Source organism: Sphingobacterium tabacisoli (genome assembly GCF_017908035.1).
Lineage (GTDB): Bacteria > Bacteroidota > Bacteroidia > Sphingobacteriales > Sphingobacteriaceae > Sphingobacterium > Sphingobacterium tabacisoli.
Window position 1 is genome coordinate 1,721,018 of record NZ_JAEQMU010000001.1, and the last position, 20,460, is coordinate 1,741,477.

Genomic DNA, 20,460 nt, shown 5'->3' on the forward strand with positions numbered 1-20,460 from the left:
ACAGTTTCTGTACCTGTATCACAAACCTAAGAAATATAAATTTGTAATAAAAAGATAGCGAGATGCAGGAACACCTCCCCATTAAAGTACCCGAAGATTTGCGTAAGCTGCCACTTCACTCATTAACCGTTCTAGGTGAACAAATCCGTTCATTTTTAATCGATCATGTAGCCGAAAACGGAGGGCATTTCAGCTCTAGCCTAGGCGTGGTGGAACTCACCATTGCATTACACTATGTCTTTGATACACCCGTTGACAAGCTCGTATGGGATGTTGGACATCAGGCCTATGTACATAAGCTCCTAACAGGACGAAAGAATTTCTTTTACTCCAATCGACAATTGGGAGGCATCAGCGGCTTTCCCTGTAGAGAAGAGAGTGAATTTGATGCCTTTGGAACAGGACACTCCTCGACTTCTATATCCGCAGCTTTGGGAATGGCAGTGGCTGCACGTCACAATAAGAACACAAAAAGACAGCATATTGCAGTGATTGGAGATGGAGCCATGACCGCTGGGCTAGCTTTCGAAGCCCTCAACAATGTCGGATTTGAACAACCCAACATACTTATTATCCTCAATGACAACAACATGTCCATAGATAATAATGTAGGCGCCCTCCAAAACTATCTGATTAAACTCACTACAGGAGAACAGTACAATGCCTTAAAATCGCAAGTCAAAAAAGTTTTTTCTATTCTCCCCTCAGCAAAATGGTCCATTGATGTACTCCGGAAACTGGAAAAAGCAATAAAAGGAGGTGTCCTACAGCACAGCAATCTGTTCGAGGCACTGAACATACGCTATTTTGGTCCGATAGACGGGCACGATATTCAAAAACTAGTCCATATCCTGGAAAAGTTAAAACATATCCCCGGACCAAAAATACTACACTGTATAACCACCAAAGGAAATGGCTATTTACCGGCCATGCAGGAAAAGGAAAAATGGCATGCTCCAGGTAAGTTTGATAAGGAAACGGGAATTACACTTTCGCAAAAACCACATTCTGAAGATACCATAACATTCCAAGAGATCTTTGGAAACACCCTTATAGAATTAGCTAAAGCCAATACTAATATAGTAGCAGTCAGTCCCGCTATGTTGTCCGGCAGTGCCCTTACAAAAATGAAAAAAGAAATGCCAGATCGTGTATTTGATGTAGGCATAGCGGAACAACATGCTGTCACATTCTCCGCAGGACTTGCAACTGATGGATTACGTCCTTTCTGTACCATCTACTCCACTTTTCTACAACGAGCCTACGATCAGATCATACATGATGTAGCTCTGCAAAAATTAGATGTAGTACTCTGTATAGACAGGGCTGGTGTCGTTGGGGCGGATGGACCTACGCATCATGGCGCATTTGATATAGCTTATTTGAGATGTATCCCCAATATGATCGGAGCATCTCCAATGGATGCAACAGATTTTCGGAACCTCTTATATACAGCACAGCATCACGACTGCAAAGGTACCTTTGCCATACGTTATCCTAAAAGTAATACCTCCCGCATTGAACCCTGTCTTCCTTTTATGCAAATTCCAATAGGAAAAGGACGTAAGATAAGCTCAGGCAAAGGTATCGCCATTCTTTCGATAGGACCTATCGGACAAGAAGTACAGCAGGCATGTAGACAACTGCAAGACGACGGAATACAGGCTGCCCACTACGACTTACGTTTCTTCAAGCCCTTGGATATAGAACTTTTACACGAAGTATTTCAACAATTCTCCTCCGTAATAACTGTCGAGGATGGGTGTATTATCGGTGGTATAGGTAGCGCTGTAATCGAGTTTATGGTAGAACAGGGCTATCAAGCAACAGTCAAAAGATTGGGCCTCCCCGATAGCTTCGCTATACATGGGAGCATCCCAGAGTTGCACCGACTCTACGCATATGACAAAGATGCAATAGTTGCTACAGTAAAAGAAGTTTACACAAACCAGTCTCCGGTTACGGCCATTTTATAGCTCTAGTTGCCATAAACGTAGGTAAATAGCGATCCACCAAAAACCGTGGATTGGGTTGTTCATCTTCCATAAAATCAGCAATGACAAAACCGGCCTCCAACTGACCTCCGATCAAATCGCTTAGCGAATGTCCAAAAACCAGAGGCTCGTTATTGCTGATTTTGGCTTTCAAAAGTCCTGGGTCGAGGTCTGTAATATCTGCATAGGGTATTTTATAACGGGGACAGATCACCCCCTGATTCATATAGGATGGATCACGGTCTCCAATAAAAAGAACTGGATTATAAAAACTGGCTAACAGCACACCGCCACTCTTCAGCACGCGATAACACTCCTTCCATACAGGAATCACTTGAGGGACATAATGATTCGAAATAGGATGAAAGATGAGATCAAACAGGGCATCGTCAAAGACGCCCAAATCCCGCATGTCCCCCTCCACAGTAAGCAGATCCAGACCATCCCGATCAGCAACCATACGATCATGCGCCAATTGCTCGGCCGAAATATCAAAGACGGTAACCTCTGCGCCCAGAGCTGCCAGTAAAGGTGCCTGCTGCCCTCCCGCTGACGCCAAACACAATATTTTCTTGCCTCTGACATCACCTAACCAACGCTTAGGCAAGGGCTGAGGTGTAAGATACAATTCCCAATTCCCCTTCTTAGCCTCAGCTATCAGTTCGGAACTGACAGGTTGCGACCATGGACTATTTGACTGCGCTTGCTTATTCCAAGACGTCCTATTATGGTCCAAAAATAAATTATCATCAATATCCTTTTTCATCTGCTCAGATTTAATTTTTAGTGGTAATAAAGCGATCTTGTTTCAATTAGTTTCCACAACTAGAGAAACAAATCACCAAGTTTTCATAAGTACCCCTCTTAAAAGTAACCTTTCAAAAGTAAGATTTATTTCCTTTCGAAAGCACATCCTGAACACCCTGATTTCGTATATTTTTTATAAAACCATACATTATAGTACAAGAGATTAACTACCTTTGCCCCCATGAAAAAAATAGCAGATTACAGAAGACTATTGGACGTAGATAGCAAAGTTGAACTTAGCACATTGAAAGCTCGCTACCGACAAATCATGAAGGAATGTCATCCGGATAGATTTGCTAATGATCAAGAAGGCTTGGCTGCGGCAGAAGAGAAAAGTAAAGAAATGATAGAAGCATACCATTTTTTGGTAAGTATCTGTCCAGAAACCTTGAGCAATCAGCTTCCTATATATCAAGATACCATAACGAACTCAGCAATAGTGGACTTTGAATGGGAAAGCCAGGTATTGACGATTACATTTCTAAACGGTAGCAAGTACGAATATTTCAGTGTGCCGAAAAACGAGTATATTAAATTTGTCAATGCAGATTCGCCAGCTCGTTTTGCGAAACGTCACATATACCCCAAATACACCTACAGAAATATACTAAAGACCACTGCTTAATACCATAAACCCCATTATTTCAACTTCTACGGACTGAAATAATGGGGTTAATATAAATGGTCTAAAAGCCGTCTAACACTCTTTATCCCTAGTCAGAGGCTAGTTCAAGACGAATCATCTTGATATTGCTCAGAAGCTCACCAAAAGCAACTTTTCCTAAGCTACCCTGTATTTCCATTAAGATACCCACGATCTGTTGTCCTTTTACACGCACCCTATCTCCTTTCTTTAATGGCCGTATCGCTGGATCTTCCAAAACATTCTCTATAATCATGGCGTCAGTCAAATCTTCTTCGGTAATATCGACTTCAAGCATTTCAACACTATCCTGAACCACCTCAGTAACCATGCCTTCCAGTGGATCCGTCAATACGAGGTCTACATCAGCCACCTTATGCGAAGCTTCCAATAATACATCCTCGGGTAGACCTATACGTCGTGCTACTTCAAAAGCGAAAGCACTTCCAGCAGTACCGATGGCCAGCTTATAAAGAGGACGCATACCGACAAGGTCATACAGCATCGCTGCATTTCTGACGCCTTCTGTTTGATAGGCATAGCGTTTCAAATTCTGAAAGTGCGTGGTAATCAATCCAAAACTTCTTTCCGAGTTAAATCGTTCCAATAAGGTCTCAGCTATAGCACCACCAACCTGTGGTTCAGTTCCACCGCCAAACTCATCGATAAGAATAAGGCTTCGATCATCATGATACGATAAGATGTTACGCATATGCGTGAGATGAGAAGTATAAGTACTCAAACTACTTTCCAGACTTTGACCATCCCCAATATTCAAAAATAGGCGTTCGAAGATACCTCCTTCAGCATTCTTACCAACAGGGACTAAAATCCCACATTGAAGCATGTACTGTAATAAAGCCGTAGTTTTTAGACAAAGCGATTTACCTCCAGCATTAACACCCGAAATAATCAAAATACGGTGTTCTTCCGTAAGATAAATCCCCAAAGGCTCAGCTCTCTTATTTTCTTGCCGCAACATCATATCCAGTAAAGGATGTATAGCCTGATGCCAATAAACGTGTGGTCTATTTTTCATCAATGGCATCGTCCCGTCTATACGTATAGCAAAAAGCGCTTTGGCTCGAATAAAGTCAATATCTCCCATAAAACTGTAGGCATGCATCAATGCCATAAGTTCTCCTCGTACCAAATTGGTAAAAACCGTTAGTAGACGAGCGATCTCCCGTCTTTCGTCGTTCTCCAATTCGCGTAGTCTATGACAAGCTTCTACAACAGTTTCAGGCTCTATAAAAAAAGTCTTCCCACTACCGGAGCTATCCCGCACCACACCTTTAATCTTACGTTTATTAGATGCAGTGACTGGGATCAAGAAGTGCCCACCTCGCATATCAATAGGCACATCTTTAGCCACGAGTCCCTGACTCTGTGCACTTCGAAGTGCTGCCTGCATACTTCTAGCAACATCTTTTTCCGCTTCTATTTTCCGCTTGCGGATAGAAGCAAGCTCACGGGAGGCATTGTCCCTAATCTGTCCAGTTTTATCAAGAAGCTTCCCGCCCTCCTCCAGTATAATAGGGAAAACAGCAACTTTCTCTGCCAGCTTCTTAAGTTCTGGATAAACACCACTTGTGGTCGGTAAAACAAAAAAGTCGACAATAGATGTTATCGTTTCTAAAGAATTCACTAAATCTCCCACCTCTTCGGCCGATAGCCAGGCAGACAAATCCCTGTCTACGCCAAGCAGTGTATGACGCATATCCAAAAAGTAAGCTGTAGGAAAATCCATTTTGGATTGGATGATTTGCACAAATTCATGTGTTTGTGTAAGGTGTCTCGTGACCGTGGCATAATCCCAAGAGAAAGACATAGCAAAAACCAACTCTTCCCCCATCGGGCTCAAACATTTAGCTACTATATGTTCACGGATTACGTCAAAACTCAACTTCTGTTCAAAGTTTTCCGGATAAATATTCATCTCAAATTCTAGTATAAAATAGCCTATTCTACAACAGACGTGCTGTAGATCGACAGTAAAAAAAATATATTATAAAAAATTGAGTGGGCCCATATCGAATCGGAGGTCCGATACCTTATCTCTCGACAAGAGATAGCAGTATAGCCTCGACACCCCTAGGTGTGGCGTGTAAAATTGCGATATGGTAATTATACGGAAAGAAACGACATGACAGACATTACTTAAAAATCAACGACAAAGGTAACCTATTTTACAAAACTCTCCAAGTAGCAAAATTGAATTTAACGAGCTTGTTGCTTCTCATTCCCAAAAACCAAAGAAATCATCCATCTTATCGAATTCTGCTGCACTAGCCTTGTAACAATTGTATTTATTCCACTGCCTTTGTTTTAAAAATAATAAAAACCCACTAAGTTTACCCCGACTTTAGGACCACTTAGTTTTATTGCACAAAGCTATCGAATCCCATAAAACGATAAATATGACAATACTTACTTTTACACTGATTTTATTTCTCGGAACCTTCATTGCTGGATTACTTGGCTCGCTCACGGGACTGGGCGGAGGCGTTGTTGTTATACCACTCCTTACCTTACTATTTCATGTAGACATACGCTATGCCATAGGCGCAGCCTTACTAGCTTCCATTGCTACATCCTCAGGTGCGGCCACAGCTTATGTAAAAGAGGGAATTACCAACATAAGATTGGGAATGTTTTTAGAAATAGCGACTACCATAGGAGCCGTCGTAGGCGCACTGATTGCCATATACATGCCGACCAATACCATCGCTATAATTTTTGGGGTAGTACTTATTTTCTCTGCAATCATGACATTGCGTAAGAAAAACGAACACGCTTTAGCGGGAGGTTCCCCGCTAGCCGAAAAACTAAAACTCAATAGCACCTATCCTGTAGATGGTCAAAAAGTACCTTACAAACTTACAAACATAGTCGGAGGGTTCTCTCTGATGGGTGTAGCTGGAGTACTATCCGGACTACTCGGTATAGGGTCAGGATCCCTAAAGGTATTGGCAATGGACGGACTAATGAAAATCCCCTTTAAAGTAAGTACAACGACAAGTAACTTTATGATTGGCGTGACCGCAGCAGCATCGGCAGTCGTATACCTACAGAGAGGTTATATGGACCCAGGAATTGCTTTCCCTGTCATACTAGGTGTACTCTGCGGAGCTATAACGGGTTCAAAACTTCTAAAAAAAATGAATCCAAAAACATTACGTTTGATATTTGCCATAGCTATCACACTAGTCGCATTACAGATGATTTATAATGGTGTCCAAAACAAATTCTAACCGATAGAAACGTGCATCGATCAACTAAAAAACGATAAATAAGTAATACACATATGAAATATCCATGTAGCAGCAACTGCACAAACACGAATGACCGCGAAGCAGCATGCACACTAATTGCAACAAGTCGTGCATAACATAGTTTGGATCCGCCAGCTGGCGGATAGCAATTGAAAATCAAACCGAGCTTGCGAGCTCATCGAAGATAATTATATATATGAAACAAGTATTCTCAAAAAATTACTGGAATGATAAAGATATATCCCTTTTAGTAGGGCAGATTCTCCGTATTGGAGTTTTATTGGCATCCGTCACCCTAATAATAGGCGGCATGCTCTACTTAACAGTACATGGCAAAGACCCGATCCCCAATTATACCGAATTTATTGGAGAAACAAATGCGAATACCACCATATCAGGGATAATATCAGGCGTCATGCAAATCAGTGTACCACAGATTATACAACTTGGGGTTCTACTCCTCATCTGTACCCCCATCGTTCGCGTTATTGGATCGCTCGTAGGATTCATTATCGAAAAAGATACGATGTATATCATAATCACCCTGATTGTTCTAGCAGTAATAGTAGGAAGTATAAGCAGTGGTTTAAAAGGATAAAGTTAAGCAAAAGATTAATATAATTTTAACAAACACCATTATACCCAAATTAAATACCATGTAACAACAATGAAACAAAACAAATATTAACAAATCTTAACATTTCAAATCGGATTTCCGTCTTATATTTGTGTATTCATAATTTAGGTTAATAATTGGTTAGTTAAGAACGCCTGTAGCTCCCCGCTACAGGCGTTTTCTTTATATAAAACTCGCTATGGCAGAAGCTCCGCAAGCTTATTATCCAGATCCTCACCGTGAAGGTTAAACGCTAAAATTCGTCCATCAGGACCAATAAGATAGTTTTGTGGAATCCCTCGTACGCCATACAAAGTCGCTGCAGCATTCTTCCATCCCAACAAATCGCTCACATGATTCCAAGGCAATTGATCTTCCTCTATCGCTTTGATCCAATTCGCTTTCTTACCTGGACTATCCAGAGATACCCCGAGTATGGTAAAATTCCGCGACTTATATTTATGATAAGCAGCTACCACCTTAGGATTTTCTGCCCGACAAGGACCACACCAAGAAGCCCAAAAGTCCAAAAGTACATACTGCCCTCTAAAATCAGAAAGCTTAACAGCCTTATCATGGACATCATACTGAACAAAATCAGGTGCCATCACGCCCACTGCTGTCGTTTTAGCAATAGCGATACGCTGAGCAAAAACCTTTCCCTCAGGAGAGTTCTGCAAATTGGCAGGGAGTGACTCAAAAAAACGAGATACTAAAGGCACATCCATTTCTAAACCAGCAACCTCTTGAAGAGCCACTAAGCTAAAATAAGAAGTAGGATTCGTCTTGATATACTCCCATTGAATACGATACTTCTCCGCCCGAATAGGTTCGGTCAACGCTGTCAGTTCATTAACAAAATCTTCATCATCGCGCAATTCCATAGGAGCATCATACCACCGTTGCTCAATAGCACGGATAGCATTTACAGGTTTTTCTATAAGTTTAGAATAGGCAACAAACTCTGTAGACAACTTAGGACCCACCAATACAGAATTTCGTATAGAATCATCTGCATTCAAACGTACATTCCCCTTATCCAAATAAAGAATATAGGTATCCCCCATTCCACTTGCAACTTCAGGTTTTTGCGGAGACACCGTCAGCGATATCCGTGTTGGACCATTCAATATACCTGCAAAGCTAAATCGACCCTGACGGATATCGGAGCTGTCGCGTACATTCTCTCCATCGAGGCGATAGGACAAATACACCTTATTTCCTGGCGTTGATTTTTTTATAGTGCCCTCAATTTTATATTTTTCATTTTGTGCAAATAGAAGAGTTGGCACACACAGCAGAACACTTATAATAGTTTTTATCATCGAATTAAATTATTATCATTTATATAGTTATTTCGTCCTAAAATGAAGCCGGCAAATAAGGATCATTATTAGGTTGTAAACCCCATTGAGGGTTGAAGGAGATAATCGAATTACTAATCTGTAATGTAAAGTATTTACTTTTTACATCCGCGGCATAAGACTTTCCATCGATGACATGTTCAATACGAGTCTTGCACCACGGCTTCCCTGTATCCAAGGCCAAACGCTTTATATCCAATACACGCTGAAACGAAGCCATCGGTAATTCTCTTCGACGTTCTTTCAAAACCTCATACAATAAGGCATCTTTATCCAACGAGTTGCCTCCCACCAAATCAGTAGCACTTCCGCTATACCTATATTTGCGCAACAAATTAAGGTCTTGCAACGCAGCTCCCAATCGGCCATTTCGTGCATTCGCTTCCGAACGCATCAATAGCAACTCTGGATAGGTCAACCCTGCGTTACTAATCATCTTACTATCCTTCATATAATACCGTTGTATCCCGTCGTTATAACGCACGCCGCCCACAGTAGTCGAATAGCCCAGTTTCTTCAGGGCAAACAACTTATAGCGCTTATCGCTATTCGTATCAAAAAGACTCAAAAACTCATCAGAAGGATAACTATTTGTACCTACAGGTCCCGTTCTGAAAAGCAAAAACTCCCGATTATTGGTCTGAAAATGCAAATTATCAGGCCCCTGCAGATCTAATACCGTCTCCACGTCCGTCCCTGGAGTTGGTGTCGCATTATCATCCGGCCTATAAAAGAAGTCATTGTAATTATAGATTAGATTATCGGCATTTCCCTTAGCGCTTAAGGCCTTTGTCCACGCCAGATCTGCATGCTCCGACATCTTTACCCAATCCCGCTTATACATATACAGTTGTGCCAAAAGCGCATGTACAGTAGAAATACTCGCTCGGGATGGATTAGCAACATGCAGGGGAGCATCTAAAGCCTCCAATAGGTCTTGCTCAACCAAATCCATAATTTCACCTGTAGTCGATAATCCGGGGTGAGGTTCATTTGGAGAACTCGCTTTGCGATAAGGCAATACTCGAGCATCATTACTCCCATTGGGATCAAACATAGGACCATAGGCTAAGCCACCCACCATGTAACTCCAGGCTCGACCTGCCTTCGCTTGGGCGATAAGCATTCTACCGAGATCCGACCCCTGAGCATTCAATTTCGTAACCTCATCGATCACCACATTAAAAATGCCCGCAGCTTTATAGATCGCATTATCCCAGGTAGGAGCTGATTTATTCGGATCAAAGTAAGGATAATAGTATTTATAAGCAGCTAAACGCTCCACATTAGGGTTCGTATTCAAGAAAAGGTATTTTGCCTGATTATCACTAATCCTCAAATTATCCCCTAAGTGAGCATAAAAACTGCCTTTATTATTGTCCACAAAAAACAGTTCAACTGTATTATTACTGTTCAATAAGTTCTCCAGATCTTCGACCTTAGTAGGTATAAGTTGACCGACAGGTTTCACATCCAAAAACTTCGTACAACTACTATTAATCAAAAGACTCGTCAATAGAATCGTTAATATATTTCTTCTCATGTCTAATAATATCTTAATTGTTAGAAACCGATTTTTAAACCAATGAAAAATTCTCTTGGTACAGGTAGCGAACTAAAGGATTGCTCCTTTTCGTAAGTAGCACCGCCAGAAATATTCTGCTCCGCTGTCTCCGGATCGATGTCCACTCCCTTAGCTGTTACATAAAACAAATTACGTCCCTGCACATACACTTGCGCATTTGGAATACGCCATAATTTCGTGTACCGGCTCAAATCATACATCAGGGTCACATCACGCAATTTGGCGTAACTCGCATTCCCAATAAGACGGTCTATAAAAGGAAAATAAAACATATCCATATTCCAGCTCTGTAACGCTGGATAGATTGTGTTGTTATTTGGTGATTCTGGATTCCAACGTTGTCCTACTGTCCTGGTCTGAATATTCGAACCAGCAAAGCCATCCTTACGATATTTATGACCAAGCTTAGCAATCATCATAAAGGAAAGATTCAAATCCTTATAACTAAAATTATTGGTCAATGCCATGTCCCATTTAGGTCTTAGCGTACCTTGATATATCATATCAGGAATCTTTGCCCCACCAATGAGAATAACCTGGCCATCTTTGTTATAAACTTGTGTCTGTCCAATATCATTCAACCCGGCAAACTGATACCCCCATAAAGATGTGGCAGGATATCCCTCTACAAGTACTCCGGCACCAGCCGTCAAATGTATTGGTGAGGTACGGTTCACTCGATAGTAATTCACCTTATTGATATTCAATGAGACATTAGGTGACATCATCCACCGAAAATCAGTTCCCTCTACAACCCGCACATTCAAACCAAGTTCAATACCATGATTACGCATAGACCCAACATTGCGAACTAGAGAACCATAACCAAAAGTCGGGTCAATAGCATCGCCCGTCAATAGGTCTGTACTCTCTTTATTATAGTAGTCGAAAGAACCTTCAACCCGGTTTTTGAATAAACCGAAATCTATCCCGATATTCGCAATAGTCGTTTTTTCCCATCGGAGCTGATCGTTAGGAGGAGAAGCCACATTGTAAGCAATACCACCTGTAGTTGGCGAATAGCTTCCTGCCCGTAAGATCAGTGAAGGACCATTATTCAAAGAAATATTACCATTGATCCCATAAGACCCGCGAACAAATAACTTGTTTACCAGCTCACTGTCCCAGAACTTTTCATTACTTAACTTATACGTCCCTCCCAATGACCACATAGGTTTATAACGATATTTCTTACTTGTACCAAAGAAGTTCGTCATATCCATACGGATACTACCACTCAGAATAAAACGATTATCATACTCGTATGACGAGTTACCATACCAAGAGACAAAACGGGTATCCCTATATTTAAACTCTCCATTCGTCATACCTGGGAATGTCGCTTCAAACAACATATCTGAATCATAGAGTCCCCCCAAGTAATCTTTAATATTCACAGGGATAAAACTTCCCGCTACAGGATTATATCCAAAACGTGAAGCCAACTCATTATTATCAAAGGTTAGTTTCCTAATCTCATTCCCAAATAAAGCATGGATCCGATGTTTTCCCTCTCCCAAAATGGTATTATAGTTTAGCTGCGACCTCAATGTCCAAGATTCGTTCAGGTTTCTATTCTCATTAATCACGCCGCCCTCCGGCAAATAGTGTAAGGCAGGATTAGACCGAGAAGTTGCATCATTGTAAGCAATACGGATATCATAAGCATCGCCTGACTGAAATCCCTGTGTCAACGTATTACCTTTCTCCCAATTTCCGCCAATTTCTGCTGTAAGGCCAGCCAATACCTGAGCCCGTAAAAATCCAGTAATACGAGAGGAGAACGACTTGCCTGTATAACGGCTTTTATCGAAATCCTCAATGGGGTTATAATCCCAACGCTTCATACCGGGTGTATTCCGATAGGTATCTTCCTTATACTGACTCAATCCCCAGACTGGAGCAGGATTTCCTGCTTCATCCCATAAATTGGTATACGGTTGCAACATAGTCTGTAGAGACCAACTGGTCAAAGCCGAAAAATCATAACCAACAGGATTCGTCCCCCATTGATTCGTGACCAACATACTACTCGATTCTGAATTATTGACTACAAAATTTGCAGATGCACCAGCTGTCAAAAACGAAAAGGGCTTCCATTCATTCTTTAGGTCAAAAGTCAACCGCTTACTATGATTATTGATCATATTCTGTTGAGATCCCAAATAGTTTACAGCAATGTTATAAGTATATTCTTCACTACCTCCAGCAATACCAATATTATGTTGATGGTTGATTTCGGGGCGGAAGAAAGCTTGTTCAATCTGCTTTAGACCGTCCACTTTCTTAAGCGATTCAATTTCCCTATTTGCTTCGTCCGCTGTGATTTTTCCCTCACGTACCTGCATCAATAGGTACGTCACACGGCTCATATTATAGGAGTCCATAGGAGATGCGGCATCTGGATCAAGATTAAACAACTCTATCTCCGCATCGATGTAATCTGCCGAAGATGCTTTATTTAAACGTCGAAGATTAGGACGTTGCACCGCCTGAAAGAAACCCGAATAATGCAATCTCGGTTTGCCCGAAAGCCCATTCTTAGTCGTTACCACAATAACACCATTTGCGGCTCTAGAGCCATAAATAGAAGCTGCAACACCATCCTTCAAGACAGTAACACTACTAATATTCATCGGATTTAAATCCTCAAGACGTCCTTCTATAGGATAGCCATCAACAACAAGAAGCGGAGTCATCTGTGCGGTAAAAGTAGAAACCCCTCTAATCTCCACATTCCCGGTCCGATCTATAACCAATCCTGAAATCTGTCCTTCAAGGGCATTCTTAATTCCAGTCGCCAGTTTCCGTTCCAATTGCTCACCACTTACATAACCAAAGGCTCCAGTCATCCGTTCCCTAGAAACAGTTTGATACCCCGTGTTGATCTGCACAGTAGCTTCTTCTAGCGTAGATTCCTGCGGAGACAAAACAATCGTTTCCATATTAGCCTTAGCACGTAATGTACGAGATTGATACCCCACATACGTCACTACCAAAGACACCTCAGAAGATGTCACATTCAAAGCAAATACACCATTCCCATCAGTTACCGCTCCTGCACGCTGCCCCTGAACCGAAACAGTGACACCAGCTAATGGCTGTCCATTCTCGTCCACTACCTTTCCTGTAATGCGTTGCTGCATATCCGATACCGCTCCTTCTTTCATCCCCGCCATATCAGTCTTTGTTTTAACAACCTGACGGCTCAGACTAATCAGCTTTCCATTTACAGAATAGGTCAATGGCTGTCCCGAAAACAGCACGGGTAACACCTCTAGGATATCCTTCTCCTTAACTTCAAAATCTACAGGTTTAGCATCCTTAAAATCGTGATCGCTATAGATAAACGAATAACCACTTTGTTTTCTAAGCTCTGTCAATACAGACTTCAAATTGCCGTTTTTGACAGAAAGAGAAACACGCTGCGCTAATAAACTTGCCGAAGCTTGAAGAGAAAAGGCAAATGTCAAAAAGATAATTAACTTCATAATAACACCAATACCTGTCGGTTTACATGTGACAAATCGAGTGATACACTGCCATAGCAATATTCCCACCTTGTCAAGGTTTCTAAGATTCATAAATTTAAATTTCCCCTGCAAAAGCAATCACCGTGAATTCACACAATAAAACCCTACAATACCCATAAAATTAGCTTTTTATGTTCACGAGGATATTGATTACTTTTGTCAGGTTAGGTTAGTAAAAAAATTCTTTCAGCATAATTTTTGATATTCCCTGACACCCGGTCGTAGATGTTGGTAGCATCTACGGCCTCTTTCATGACAAAGAATAGACGTTTTAGTACCTAATTCTTAATCATAAACCTCCTTCCATTTTGCTCAAATTTAATGTTCAATTGCCCTTCAATGCCTTTCAAAAGCACATCGATAGGAAGCTTGTTCGACACTTCCCCAGACATCGTTTCCATCGGTAGATCGGTCTTTCCAACAACAAACTCAACATCATACCATCGCTCTATTTGTTTCAAGACCTCTCGTATATTTTGCTTTTCCAGCACAATAACCCCATCTTTCCATGCGGTATACTCCTCCACGTTAACCCCAGTCTTAACGTGGACATGCCCGTTCCTGACCAGGGCCTGCATTCCAGGTTTCAGCAGAAAACGTTCGTCCACACCTGTCGCTCCTATCTGCACACGCCCTCTTACCAACGTAGTCGTCACTGCCCCATCATTTTCATATGCTGACACGTTAAACGCTGTGCCCAAAACTTCAATATCCTGACCTTTACTCTTCACAACAAAAGGCCTATCCACCATATGCTGAACATCAAAAAAGCCTTCACCTTTCAGATGAACAACACGTAAAGTGCCCTTAAAAGAAACAGGATAAGTCAGCTCTGACTCTGAATTTAACCAAACTTTACTCCCGTCCGGCAACACCAGCTGATACTGCCCTGCCCGCGGGACACTCAACGTTGCATAAGTTACCTCCTGAGAAAAGGACGATACGGCACCTCCACTCTCATAACTAATCCCCTTATCATCAATACGAATTCCTTTTTCATCCGCATCTAATACCATCGTATCGCCATTTGAAAGCGTCAAACGGGCTTTGCTTCCTCCTGGCTCTATACCGCCTGCTATAACGGAATCTTCAACAACCTGTCCAAACTTAGTCTTTATCAGAAAGTAGCCCCCAATGGTCAAAGTCAAAAAGATGACAGCTGCGGCATAGCGCATAAAAAGCTTAACGGACCAAAATCTATTACTTGCGACTTCTTCAACCAAGTTACGCTCCCGAGCCTTATCCATACAAGTATTCCAACTCCCTTCACAGTCCAACTTATCATATACAGATAATGCGTCCGCGGTTTCTGCCACTAGCCGTTTAAGCTCGTTAAACTGCGTTGACTCCACAGGTGAAAACTGACCCTCTAATTGAGAATCTGAATTCAGTTGCTCAAGAAACTTATCCCAATCGGGTTCTTCGGGGGAAAACTTTTTTGACTCCATCGTATCTGTAAGTCGCAAAAAAACACAAAAGATGTGACAGCCTTTAGAATAAAAAATACAAAATACTGATTTACAGATATATTATTTTTAAATATAGGTCAACAAAGCAAGTAAAAGTAGCCCAGAGGCAGACTTCCGTAATGAACTATAGGCCCTGCTTAGCTGGGTTCGGACCGTGTTTATACTGACGCCTTGTGCATGAGCGATTTGGAGATAGCTCATTTTATCTAAAGCATGGAGCTTTAGTATTTTTCTTTGTCCCTCGGGAAGTTCCTCCAAAAGTTCAAAAATCCGTTGTAATCGGTCGTAATAAGAAGCCTCTTCCTCCTGTTCCCCCACCGGATTATAAGCAGGATCTACATTAGAAAAAACTTCCTTTTTTCGCTCTTTCACCTCCAACCTTCGACAATAGTCAATCCCCAGGTTCCGAACAGCACGCATGCCATAATGCTTAAATTGCTCGGGACGCCCCATCCCCTGTTTCCGACGCTCCCAGTAATTAATAAAGAAATCCTGAACCAAGTCCTTTGCTATATCGACATCGTGCACAACACGCAATGCCTGCACACAGAACACAGCGTAGTACATCCTAAAAAGAGAACCAATCTCCTCTTCGTCTACCACTTGCTCTGAATACTCGTTGCCCATTATATTTGATTTCGATACAGCTAAATAAAGAAATCTTTAATTAAAAACCAATTCTTTAGGACATCCCGAAAAATCAAAAACAACCATGTTTCCCCACTTTAAATATCTTAGGGGAAGCATGGAAGAGATTTAAAAGACTTTCAAGCCAACGATTCCCGCAACAATCAACACCGCAGAAAGCAATCGAAAAACGCTAGCAGAATCTCCAAAAAATGTGATTCCAACCAATAATGTCCCTACGGCCCCTAATCCTGTCCATACCGCATAAGCAGTACCTATTGGAATAGCTTTTTGAGCATAGAACAATAAACTTCCACTAATCGCCATAGACACTATAGCCAACAGTATCCATCCGACCTTATTACCTTCTCCACTTTGAGCCATTTTTAACCCCAGAGGCCAACCAATCTCAAAAACACCCGCAGCAATCAATGCAATCCAATTCATTTTCAAATAGTTAAATTATACACCACAAAAATAGAGTCCAAAACGGCAACATTTTTTGATGTATATCAAAATCAACTAATATCTTCGGATTCGGCTCAATGTCTCCTGAGTAATGCCTAGATAAGAAGCAATATGTCCGAGGTTGATACGACTTAGCAGTCTAGGTTGCAAGCGGATCAATGACTGGTATCGTTCGGAAGCAGATTCGATATGGAGCGAAATACTACGTTCTTCTAAAATCACGCAAACCTCTTCAGCTATCTTACGCCCGATGAGGTTTAATTCGGGATACATCCGATACAATTCATTTAGATCCTCGACAGAAATAGCATATACCTCAGAATCCTCTAAAAACTGTATATTCTCAAAAGAAGGCCGATTCGTATACACAGGGAGTATAGAACCGAAAATCTGATTCTCTTCACCAAACCAAGTATTCACCTCCTTGCCATCACGATAAAAGTAAGCCCGGATCAAGCCCTTTTCCAAAACAAAATAACTTGACAATACCTGTCCTGATTTCAGAAAATGATCATGCTTCTTCTTAAAAAAGTGCTTGGTTCTCCCCTCAATAGCTGTTTCCGCCTCTGAACTGAGAAAACCATATCTTTTAAACTGCTGAATAATGGGATTCATTCAAAATAGTTAAACATTCCACGAAGCCTAAAAGTAATCATAGATCAGGAAATAAAAAAACTACGTTTAGACAAACGTAGTTTTTTTAGATGGATAGACAACAGTATACTACAGCATCATACGCATAGACATACTGAACGGAATAAGGCCCTCTCGTTGATAAAGAGCTATTGCAGCAATATTGCCTGTCAAAACAGTAAGTTCAAAATAATCCACCTGATTAGATTTCCCCCAATCTTTGACCTGTTCAAGAAGCAACTTCCCAATCCCCTTACCTTGCATCTCTTCTGCTACAATAATATCCATAAGATACACAGATCTCAGAGGCTTCAAACAATTATAAGGATCAGTGGATTGTATCTGAGCGACAGCCAAGCCACACACAATCCCTTCCTTTTCATACACAAAGCCAATAAAATTGTCTTCACCTGCAATAATTTTCTTTATAAAAGTTTCATCCTGTCTAGCAGCATTCATATAGTTCGGTTCATAAACCGCCATCTGCTTGAACAACGAAAGGTAAAGCGCATCGAGTGCAAAAAGATCAGTCAATTCTGCTTTTCTGATATTCATATATTAGTCTTTAGAAAGTACACTACTAGCCTCATAAGCCTGAACCTGTCTACGCAGTTCTGATATATCTGCCGAGGTCAGATAAGGGCGAAGTGCATCAAACTTAGCACTAGACCATTCATACATACGAAGAGCCAGCAGTTCCTCAACGACATCCTTCTCAAAACGATACCCAATAACCTTCGCCGGATTTCCACCTACTATCGCATACGGAGGCACATCTTTGGTTACTACAGCAGCCGCGGCAACTACAGCTCCTTCACCGATATGAACACCAGGCATAATAATGGAACGAATACCAAGCCAGGCTCCGTCATCAATACGGGTATCTCCTTTCTGCTTATAAGATTCCAAAATCGATTCCGCAAAAGGATACAAACTGAACCAATCTGTACGATGGGTATTATTCCCTCCCATTAAGATAAGCACCTCGGCACCTATGCATACATAATCGCCAATATACAATTGATCAATATCCCAGATAGGTTCCCAGTTGGCGACACTGTACTGATCACCATATAAATAACGTACCACACTTTCTTCAAACGAACCTGTCCAGGCGTTACTATAGTAACTTTTTGTCCCTCTAACGTGGATATTACAATTTGTAACCACCTCATGTAGATATTCTACCTTTGACCAATGTTTCTCTGCTTTATCTTTCATATTGTTATTCATTGCACTGTATCCCTTTTCAAATCATCATCAACCACAACTTTCAAAAATACATCATTTCCAAAACAACATGATAGGCATTCTGTAGGATAAAGCATTCCTTTTTAAATATTTTCAGAGACCTATCCTACCGCAGTTGATTCCATTTTCTAAAGTGTATAAGCCAAGGAAAAAGAAAAGCCCCGATTATATATCCGTATACGATCTTTAGAATCACCAACATCGTAACTACTAGCATATTGGAACATACTCGATAATCCCTGCATATAATTAAGTCCCAACAAAAAACGACGATTCAGTTGCCAAGCTATCCCACCATTAAACCCCATTTCCATCTTCTGCAAATACTTATTCTCCGATTCATCATCTCCAGCACTTCCATAAATCTGCTTATCCTTAAACCAAGTACCATCTTCCTCTTTACGTTGGATATCCGCATGCAACAAGGTACTGACATAAGGTCCTGCATAGACACGTACCGGACCGACCGCATAATTCAAATTAATGGGCGTAAGGACAATAGACTGCATAGCAATTCTTGAACTATAGTCTCCTCCATCATCAGCAAGAGATACCCCAAATTTCCGCTGGCTAAACATAAGCTCATGCCCCAATGCAAACCGCTTATTCAATGTTGTCCGAACAAATACTCCGGCCTGAAAACCTACTTTATAAGCAGACTCATCATTGGAAAATAAATAATCTATATCCTTACCATGTAGATTAGTATAATTTACGCCAGCTTTCAAGCCCCACCACACCTTACCTACAGCCAATATTTCGTCCGCAAAAACCGCAATAGAATCGACACCCTCATATCTTGTTGCAACCTGTGCAACCACCACCTTCTGGCCCAATAACAAACTAACTAGCCCAAGGAAAAGTATATTTCTTGTCACGTTCATAACCAATAATCTTTTAAAAATTAATATCCCAAATTCCCACTGCACGCTCCAATTCAACCAATGCAGCTGCGCAATTATACCGCGTCACATAATAGTTCTGCTGTACTTCAATATAGGTCCGCTGTGCATCTAGCAATTCCAACAAAGAACTCTCGCCACGTTGATAACTGTAGATTTTACCACCCAAAATAGCTTGTGCATCTGTTAACAGACCAGTTTCAAATTGTGCGACCTGCTTTTGAGCGGCCCGATAACCGTGGTAAGCTTGTGTCACTTCGCTTTGGATAACCAAAGTAGTTTGCTTATGTTCTTTCTCTGCCTGCAAAATTCCCCATTGAGCAGACCGGACTTCTGCGGGATGCTTATTGGAAAATTTGAGAGGTACACTGACACCAACCTTTACAGTAGTCATTGAAGGAGTAGGCGCTATAACATTATTCACATACGAGGCATAATCCATACCTAAGGAAAGTCCCAGATCTATTGCCCTATTTGCTTTAGCCAGTTTTAATAAACTTGAAGAAAGGTTCTTCTGCTGTAGCGCAGCCTGTAAATCTGCTCTATTCACCTTTGCGTCTCCGATTAGTTCACTTAATACAAAATCACGTCCCAGGCCCTTCAGATCACCGGTAGGATTCCAAAGAAAATCAATTTGGTCATCACCAAGAAGTGTCGACAAATCAGCTAGAGAGCTCTTCCATTCCGCTTCTGCAGCAAATACCTCATTCAACATTGTAGAGGCCTCCAGTTTGGACTGCCGTGCATCTACCTGTGAAATACTCCCCAGCCCATAGCGGATGCTATCCGCCTCGGATAGTTTCTTCATCTGTTCGTAGGAAGTTTGCTGTACGTCCAATAGCATCTTATTTTGCAGGGCTGTTAAATAAGCTAATGTGGCGTCAGCCCGTAGATTCCTAAAATAATCTTCCAACAGCAATTGCGTGAGCTGTACCTGTCCTTTGGCGACATCCATTCGAGCATGGCGTTTACCGCCAAGCTCAACAGTCCAAGATAACTCAGAAGCAAAACCATATCCCATCTTCATCCGTCGTTGTCCATTATCAGAAGCTTCAAACGACAATTCAGGATCTGGAAAAACCCGGGCCTGTAGAATTTCAGCCTCTGCAATATCGACATTAAACTTCTCTGCCGAATAAGCTAGGTTATTCTTTCCGACCAAACTTACAAACGTAGCATAATCGATATTTTTATAAGCAAAAGAAGGATCCAAGACCTGGGCCGACAGTTGCATGCCGACAGATAGAAAAGCCAGGGCAAGTATGATATTTATATATTTATTCATCTCCGTAT

General features: G+C 41.4%; 17 protein-coding genes. 4 read left to right on the forward strand and 13 right to left on the reverse strand.

Features of this window, described 5'->3' with window-relative positions:
• Positions 1-62: 62 nt before the first annotated feature.
• Positions 63-1,976: a 1-deoxy-D-xylulose-5-phosphate synthase gene (gene dxs, locus JKG64_RS07245; RefSeq protein WP_210353653.1), complete on the forward strand. Its 1,914-nt coding sequence runs from the start codon at positions 63-65 to the stop codon at positions 1,974-1,976.
• Here the strand turns inward: dxs and JKG64_RS07250 are convergent.
• Positions 1,960-2,760 carry a class I SAM-dependent methyltransferase gene (locus JKG64_RS07250; RefSeq protein ID WP_210353654.1) on the reverse strand — a complete coding sequence of 267 codons (801 nt, stop codon included), beginning with the start codon at positions 2,758-2,760 and terminating at the stop codon, positions 1,960-1,962. The genes dxs and JKG64_RS07250 overlap by 17 nt on opposite strands.
• Positions 2,761-2,982: 222 nt before the next feature.
• Between JKG64_RS07250 and JKG64_RS07255 the strand changes: the two genes are divergently transcribed.
• The gene (locus JKG64_RS07255) at positions 2,983-3,426 is read left to right on the forward strand and encodes a KTSC domain-containing protein (protein WP_210353655.1); all 444 of its coding nucleotides are present in this window, start codon (positions 2,983-2,985) and stop codon (positions 3,424-3,426) included.
• Positions 3,427-3,514: 88 nt separating this feature from the next.
• On the opposite strand, the gene JKG64_RS07260 is transcribed toward JKG64_RS07255, so the two are convergent.
• Positions 3,515-5,383 carry an endonuclease MutS2 gene (locus JKG64_RS07260; RefSeq protein WP_210353656.1) on the reverse strand — a complete coding sequence of 623 codons (1,869 nt, stop codon included), beginning with the start codon at positions 5,381-5,383 and terminating at the stop codon, positions 3,515-3,517.
• Between the two features lie 481 nt (positions 5,384-5,864).
• Between JKG64_RS07260 and JKG64_RS07265 the strand changes: the two genes are divergently transcribed.
• Complete coding sequence (locus JKG64_RS07265) at positions 5,865-6,698, forward strand: sulfite exporter TauE/SafE family protein (protein ID WP_210353657.1); 834 nt, start codon at positions 5,865-5,867, stop codon at positions 6,696-6,698.
• Between the two features lie 217 nt (positions 6,699-6,915).
• On the forward strand, positions 6,916-7,317 hold the full coding sequence (locus JKG64_RS07270) for a DUF1634 domain-containing protein (protein ID WP_210353658.1): 402 nt from the start codon (positions 6,916-6,918) through the stop codon (positions 7,315-7,317).
• 215 nt (positions 7,318-7,532) lie between these two features.
• Here the strand turns inward: JKG64_RS07270 and JKG64_RS07275 are convergent, their stop codons facing one another.
• From JKG64_RS07275 to JKG64_RS07325, 11 genes are all read right to left on the reverse strand, one after another.
• Positions 7,533-8,660, reverse strand: a complete 1,128-nt coding sequence (locus tag JKG64_RS07275) for a TlpA disulfide reductase family protein (RefSeq protein ID WP_210353659.1) — start codon at positions 8,658-8,660, stop codon at positions 7,533-7,535.
• Between the two features lie 37 nt (positions 8,661-8,697).
• On the reverse strand, positions 8,698-10,242 hold the full coding sequence (locus JKG64_RS07280) for a RagB/SusD family nutrient uptake outer membrane protein (protein WP_210353660.1): 1,545 nt from the start codon (positions 10,240-10,242) through the stop codon (positions 8,698-8,700).
• Between the two features lie 20 nt (positions 10,243-10,262).
• Positions 10,263-13,868 (reverse strand): SusC/RagA family TonB-linked outer membrane protein, encoded by a 3,606-nt coding sequence (locus JKG64_RS07285; protein WP_210353661.1) that lies wholly within the window; start codon positions 13,866-13,868, stop codon positions 10,263-10,265.
• Between the two features lie 227 nt (positions 13,869-14,095).
• Positions 14,096-15,265: a FecR family protein gene (locus JKG64_RS07290; protein ID WP_210353662.1), complete on the reverse strand. Its 1,170-nt coding sequence runs from the start codon at positions 15,263-15,265 to the stop codon at positions 14,096-14,098.
• Positions 15,266-15,352: 87 nt separating this feature from the next.
• Positions 15,353-15,913, reverse strand: a complete 561-nt coding sequence (locus JKG64_RS07295; RefSeq protein WP_210353663.1) for a sigma-70 family RNA polymerase sigma factor — start codon at positions 15,911-15,913, stop codon at positions 15,353-15,355.
• Positions 15,914-16,042: 129 nt separating this feature from the next.
• The gene (locus JKG64_RS07300) at positions 16,043-16,360 is read right to left on the reverse strand and encodes a DMT family transporter (RefSeq protein WP_210353664.1); all 318 of its coding nucleotides are present in this window, start codon (positions 16,358-16,360) and stop codon (positions 16,043-16,045) included.
• 75 nt (positions 16,361-16,435) lie between these two features.
• The gene (locus JKG64_RS07305) at positions 16,436-16,996 is read right to left on the reverse strand and encodes a Crp/Fnr family transcriptional regulator (protein WP_210353665.1); all 561 of its coding nucleotides are present in this window, start codon (positions 16,994-16,996) and stop codon (positions 16,436-16,438) included.
• 108 nt (positions 16,997-17,104) lie between these two features.
• Positions 17,105-17,569 carry a GNAT family N-acetyltransferase gene (locus JKG64_RS07310; protein WP_021072225.1) on the reverse strand — a complete coding sequence of 155 codons (465 nt, stop codon included), beginning with the start codon at positions 17,567-17,569 and terminating at the stop codon, positions 17,105-17,107.
• A gap of 3 nt (positions 17,570-17,572) precedes the next feature.
• Positions 17,573-18,235, reverse strand: a complete 663-nt coding sequence (locus JKG64_RS23170; protein WP_210353666.1) for a CatB-related O-acetyltransferase — start codon at positions 18,233-18,235, stop codon at positions 17,573-17,575.
• A 158-nt stretch (positions 18,236-18,393) separates the two neighbouring features.
• On the reverse strand, positions 18,394-19,149 hold the full coding sequence (locus JKG64_RS07320; RefSeq protein WP_210353667.1) for a porin family protein: 756 nt from the start codon (positions 19,147-19,149) through the stop codon (positions 18,394-18,396).
• A 13-nt stretch (positions 19,150-19,162) separates the two neighbouring features.
• Positions 19,163-20,452: a TolC family protein gene (locus JKG64_RS07325; protein WP_210353668.1), complete on the reverse strand. Its 1,290-nt coding sequence runs from the start codon at positions 20,450-20,452 to the stop codon at positions 19,163-19,165.
• Positions 20,453-20,460 lie beyond the last annotated feature (8 nt).

What these genes read in the sequence shown, in the direction of transcription:
- dxs (WP_210353653.1), top strand. Translation starts at nt 63, where the DNA reads ATGCAGGAACACCTCCCCATTAAAGTACCCGAAGATTTGCGTAAGCTG.
- JKG64_RS07250 (WP_210353654.1), bottom strand. Translation starts at nt 2,760, where the DNA reads ATGAAAAAGGATATTGATGATAATTTATTTTTGGACCATAATAGGACG.
- JKG64_RS07255 (WP_210353655.1), top strand. Translation starts at nt 2,983, where the DNA reads ATGAAAAAAATAGCAGATTACAGAAGACTATTGGACGTAGATAGCAAA.
- JKG64_RS07260 (WP_210353656.1), bottom strand. Translation starts at nt 5,383, where the DNA reads ATGAATATTTATCCGGAAAACTTTGAACAGAAGTTGAGTTTTGACGTA.
- JKG64_RS07265 (WP_210353657.1), top strand. Translation starts at nt 5,865, where the DNA reads ATGACAATACTTACTTTTACACTGATTTTATTTCTCGGAACCTTCATT.
- JKG64_RS07270 (WP_210353658.1), top strand. Translation starts at nt 6,916, where the DNA reads ATGAAACAAGTATTCTCAAAAAATTACTGGAATGATAAAGATATATCC.
- JKG64_RS07275 (WP_210353659.1), bottom strand. Translation starts at nt 8,660, where the DNA reads ATGATAAAAACTATTATAAGTGTTCTGCTGTGTGTGCCAACTCTTCTA.
- JKG64_RS07280 (WP_210353660.1), bottom strand. Translation starts at nt 10,242, where the DNA reads ATGAGAAGAAATATATTAACGATTCTATTGACGAGTCTTTTGATTAAT.
- JKG64_RS07285 (WP_210353661.1), bottom strand. Translation starts at nt 13,868, where the DNA reads ATGAATCTTAGAAACCTTGACAAGGTGGGAATATTGCTATGGCAGTGT.
- JKG64_RS07290 (WP_210353662.1), bottom strand. Translation starts at nt 15,265, where the DNA reads ATGGAGTCAAAAAAGTTTTCCCCCGAAGAACCCGATTGGGATAAGTTT.
- JKG64_RS07295 (WP_210353663.1), bottom strand. Translation starts at nt 15,913, where the DNA reads ATGGGCAACGAGTATTCAGAGCAAGTGGTAGACGAAGAGGAGATTGGT.
- JKG64_RS07300 (WP_210353664.1), bottom strand. Translation starts at nt 16,360, where the DNA reads ATGAATTGGATTGCATTGATTGCTGCGGGTGTTTTTGAGATTGGTTGG.
- JKG64_RS07305 (WP_210353665.1), bottom strand. Translation starts at nt 16,996, where the DNA reads ATGAATCCCATTATTCAGCAGTTTAAAAGATATGGTTTTCTCAGTTCA.
- JKG64_RS07310 (WP_021072225.1), bottom strand. Translation starts at nt 17,569, where the DNA reads ATGAATATCAGAAAAGCAGAATTGACTGATCTTTTTGCACTCGATGCG.
- JKG64_RS23170 (WP_210353666.1), bottom strand. Translation starts at nt 18,235, where the DNA reads ATGAAAGATAAAGCAGAGAAACATTGGTCAAAGGTAGAATATCTACAT.
- JKG64_RS07320 (WP_210353667.1), bottom strand. Translation starts at nt 19,149, where the DNA reads ATGAACGTGACAAGAAATATACTTTTCCTTGGGCTAGTTAGTTTGTTA.
- JKG64_RS07325 (WP_210353668.1), bottom strand. Translation starts at nt 20,452, where the DNA reads ATGAATAAATATATAAATATCATACTTGCCCTGGCTTTTCTATCTGTC.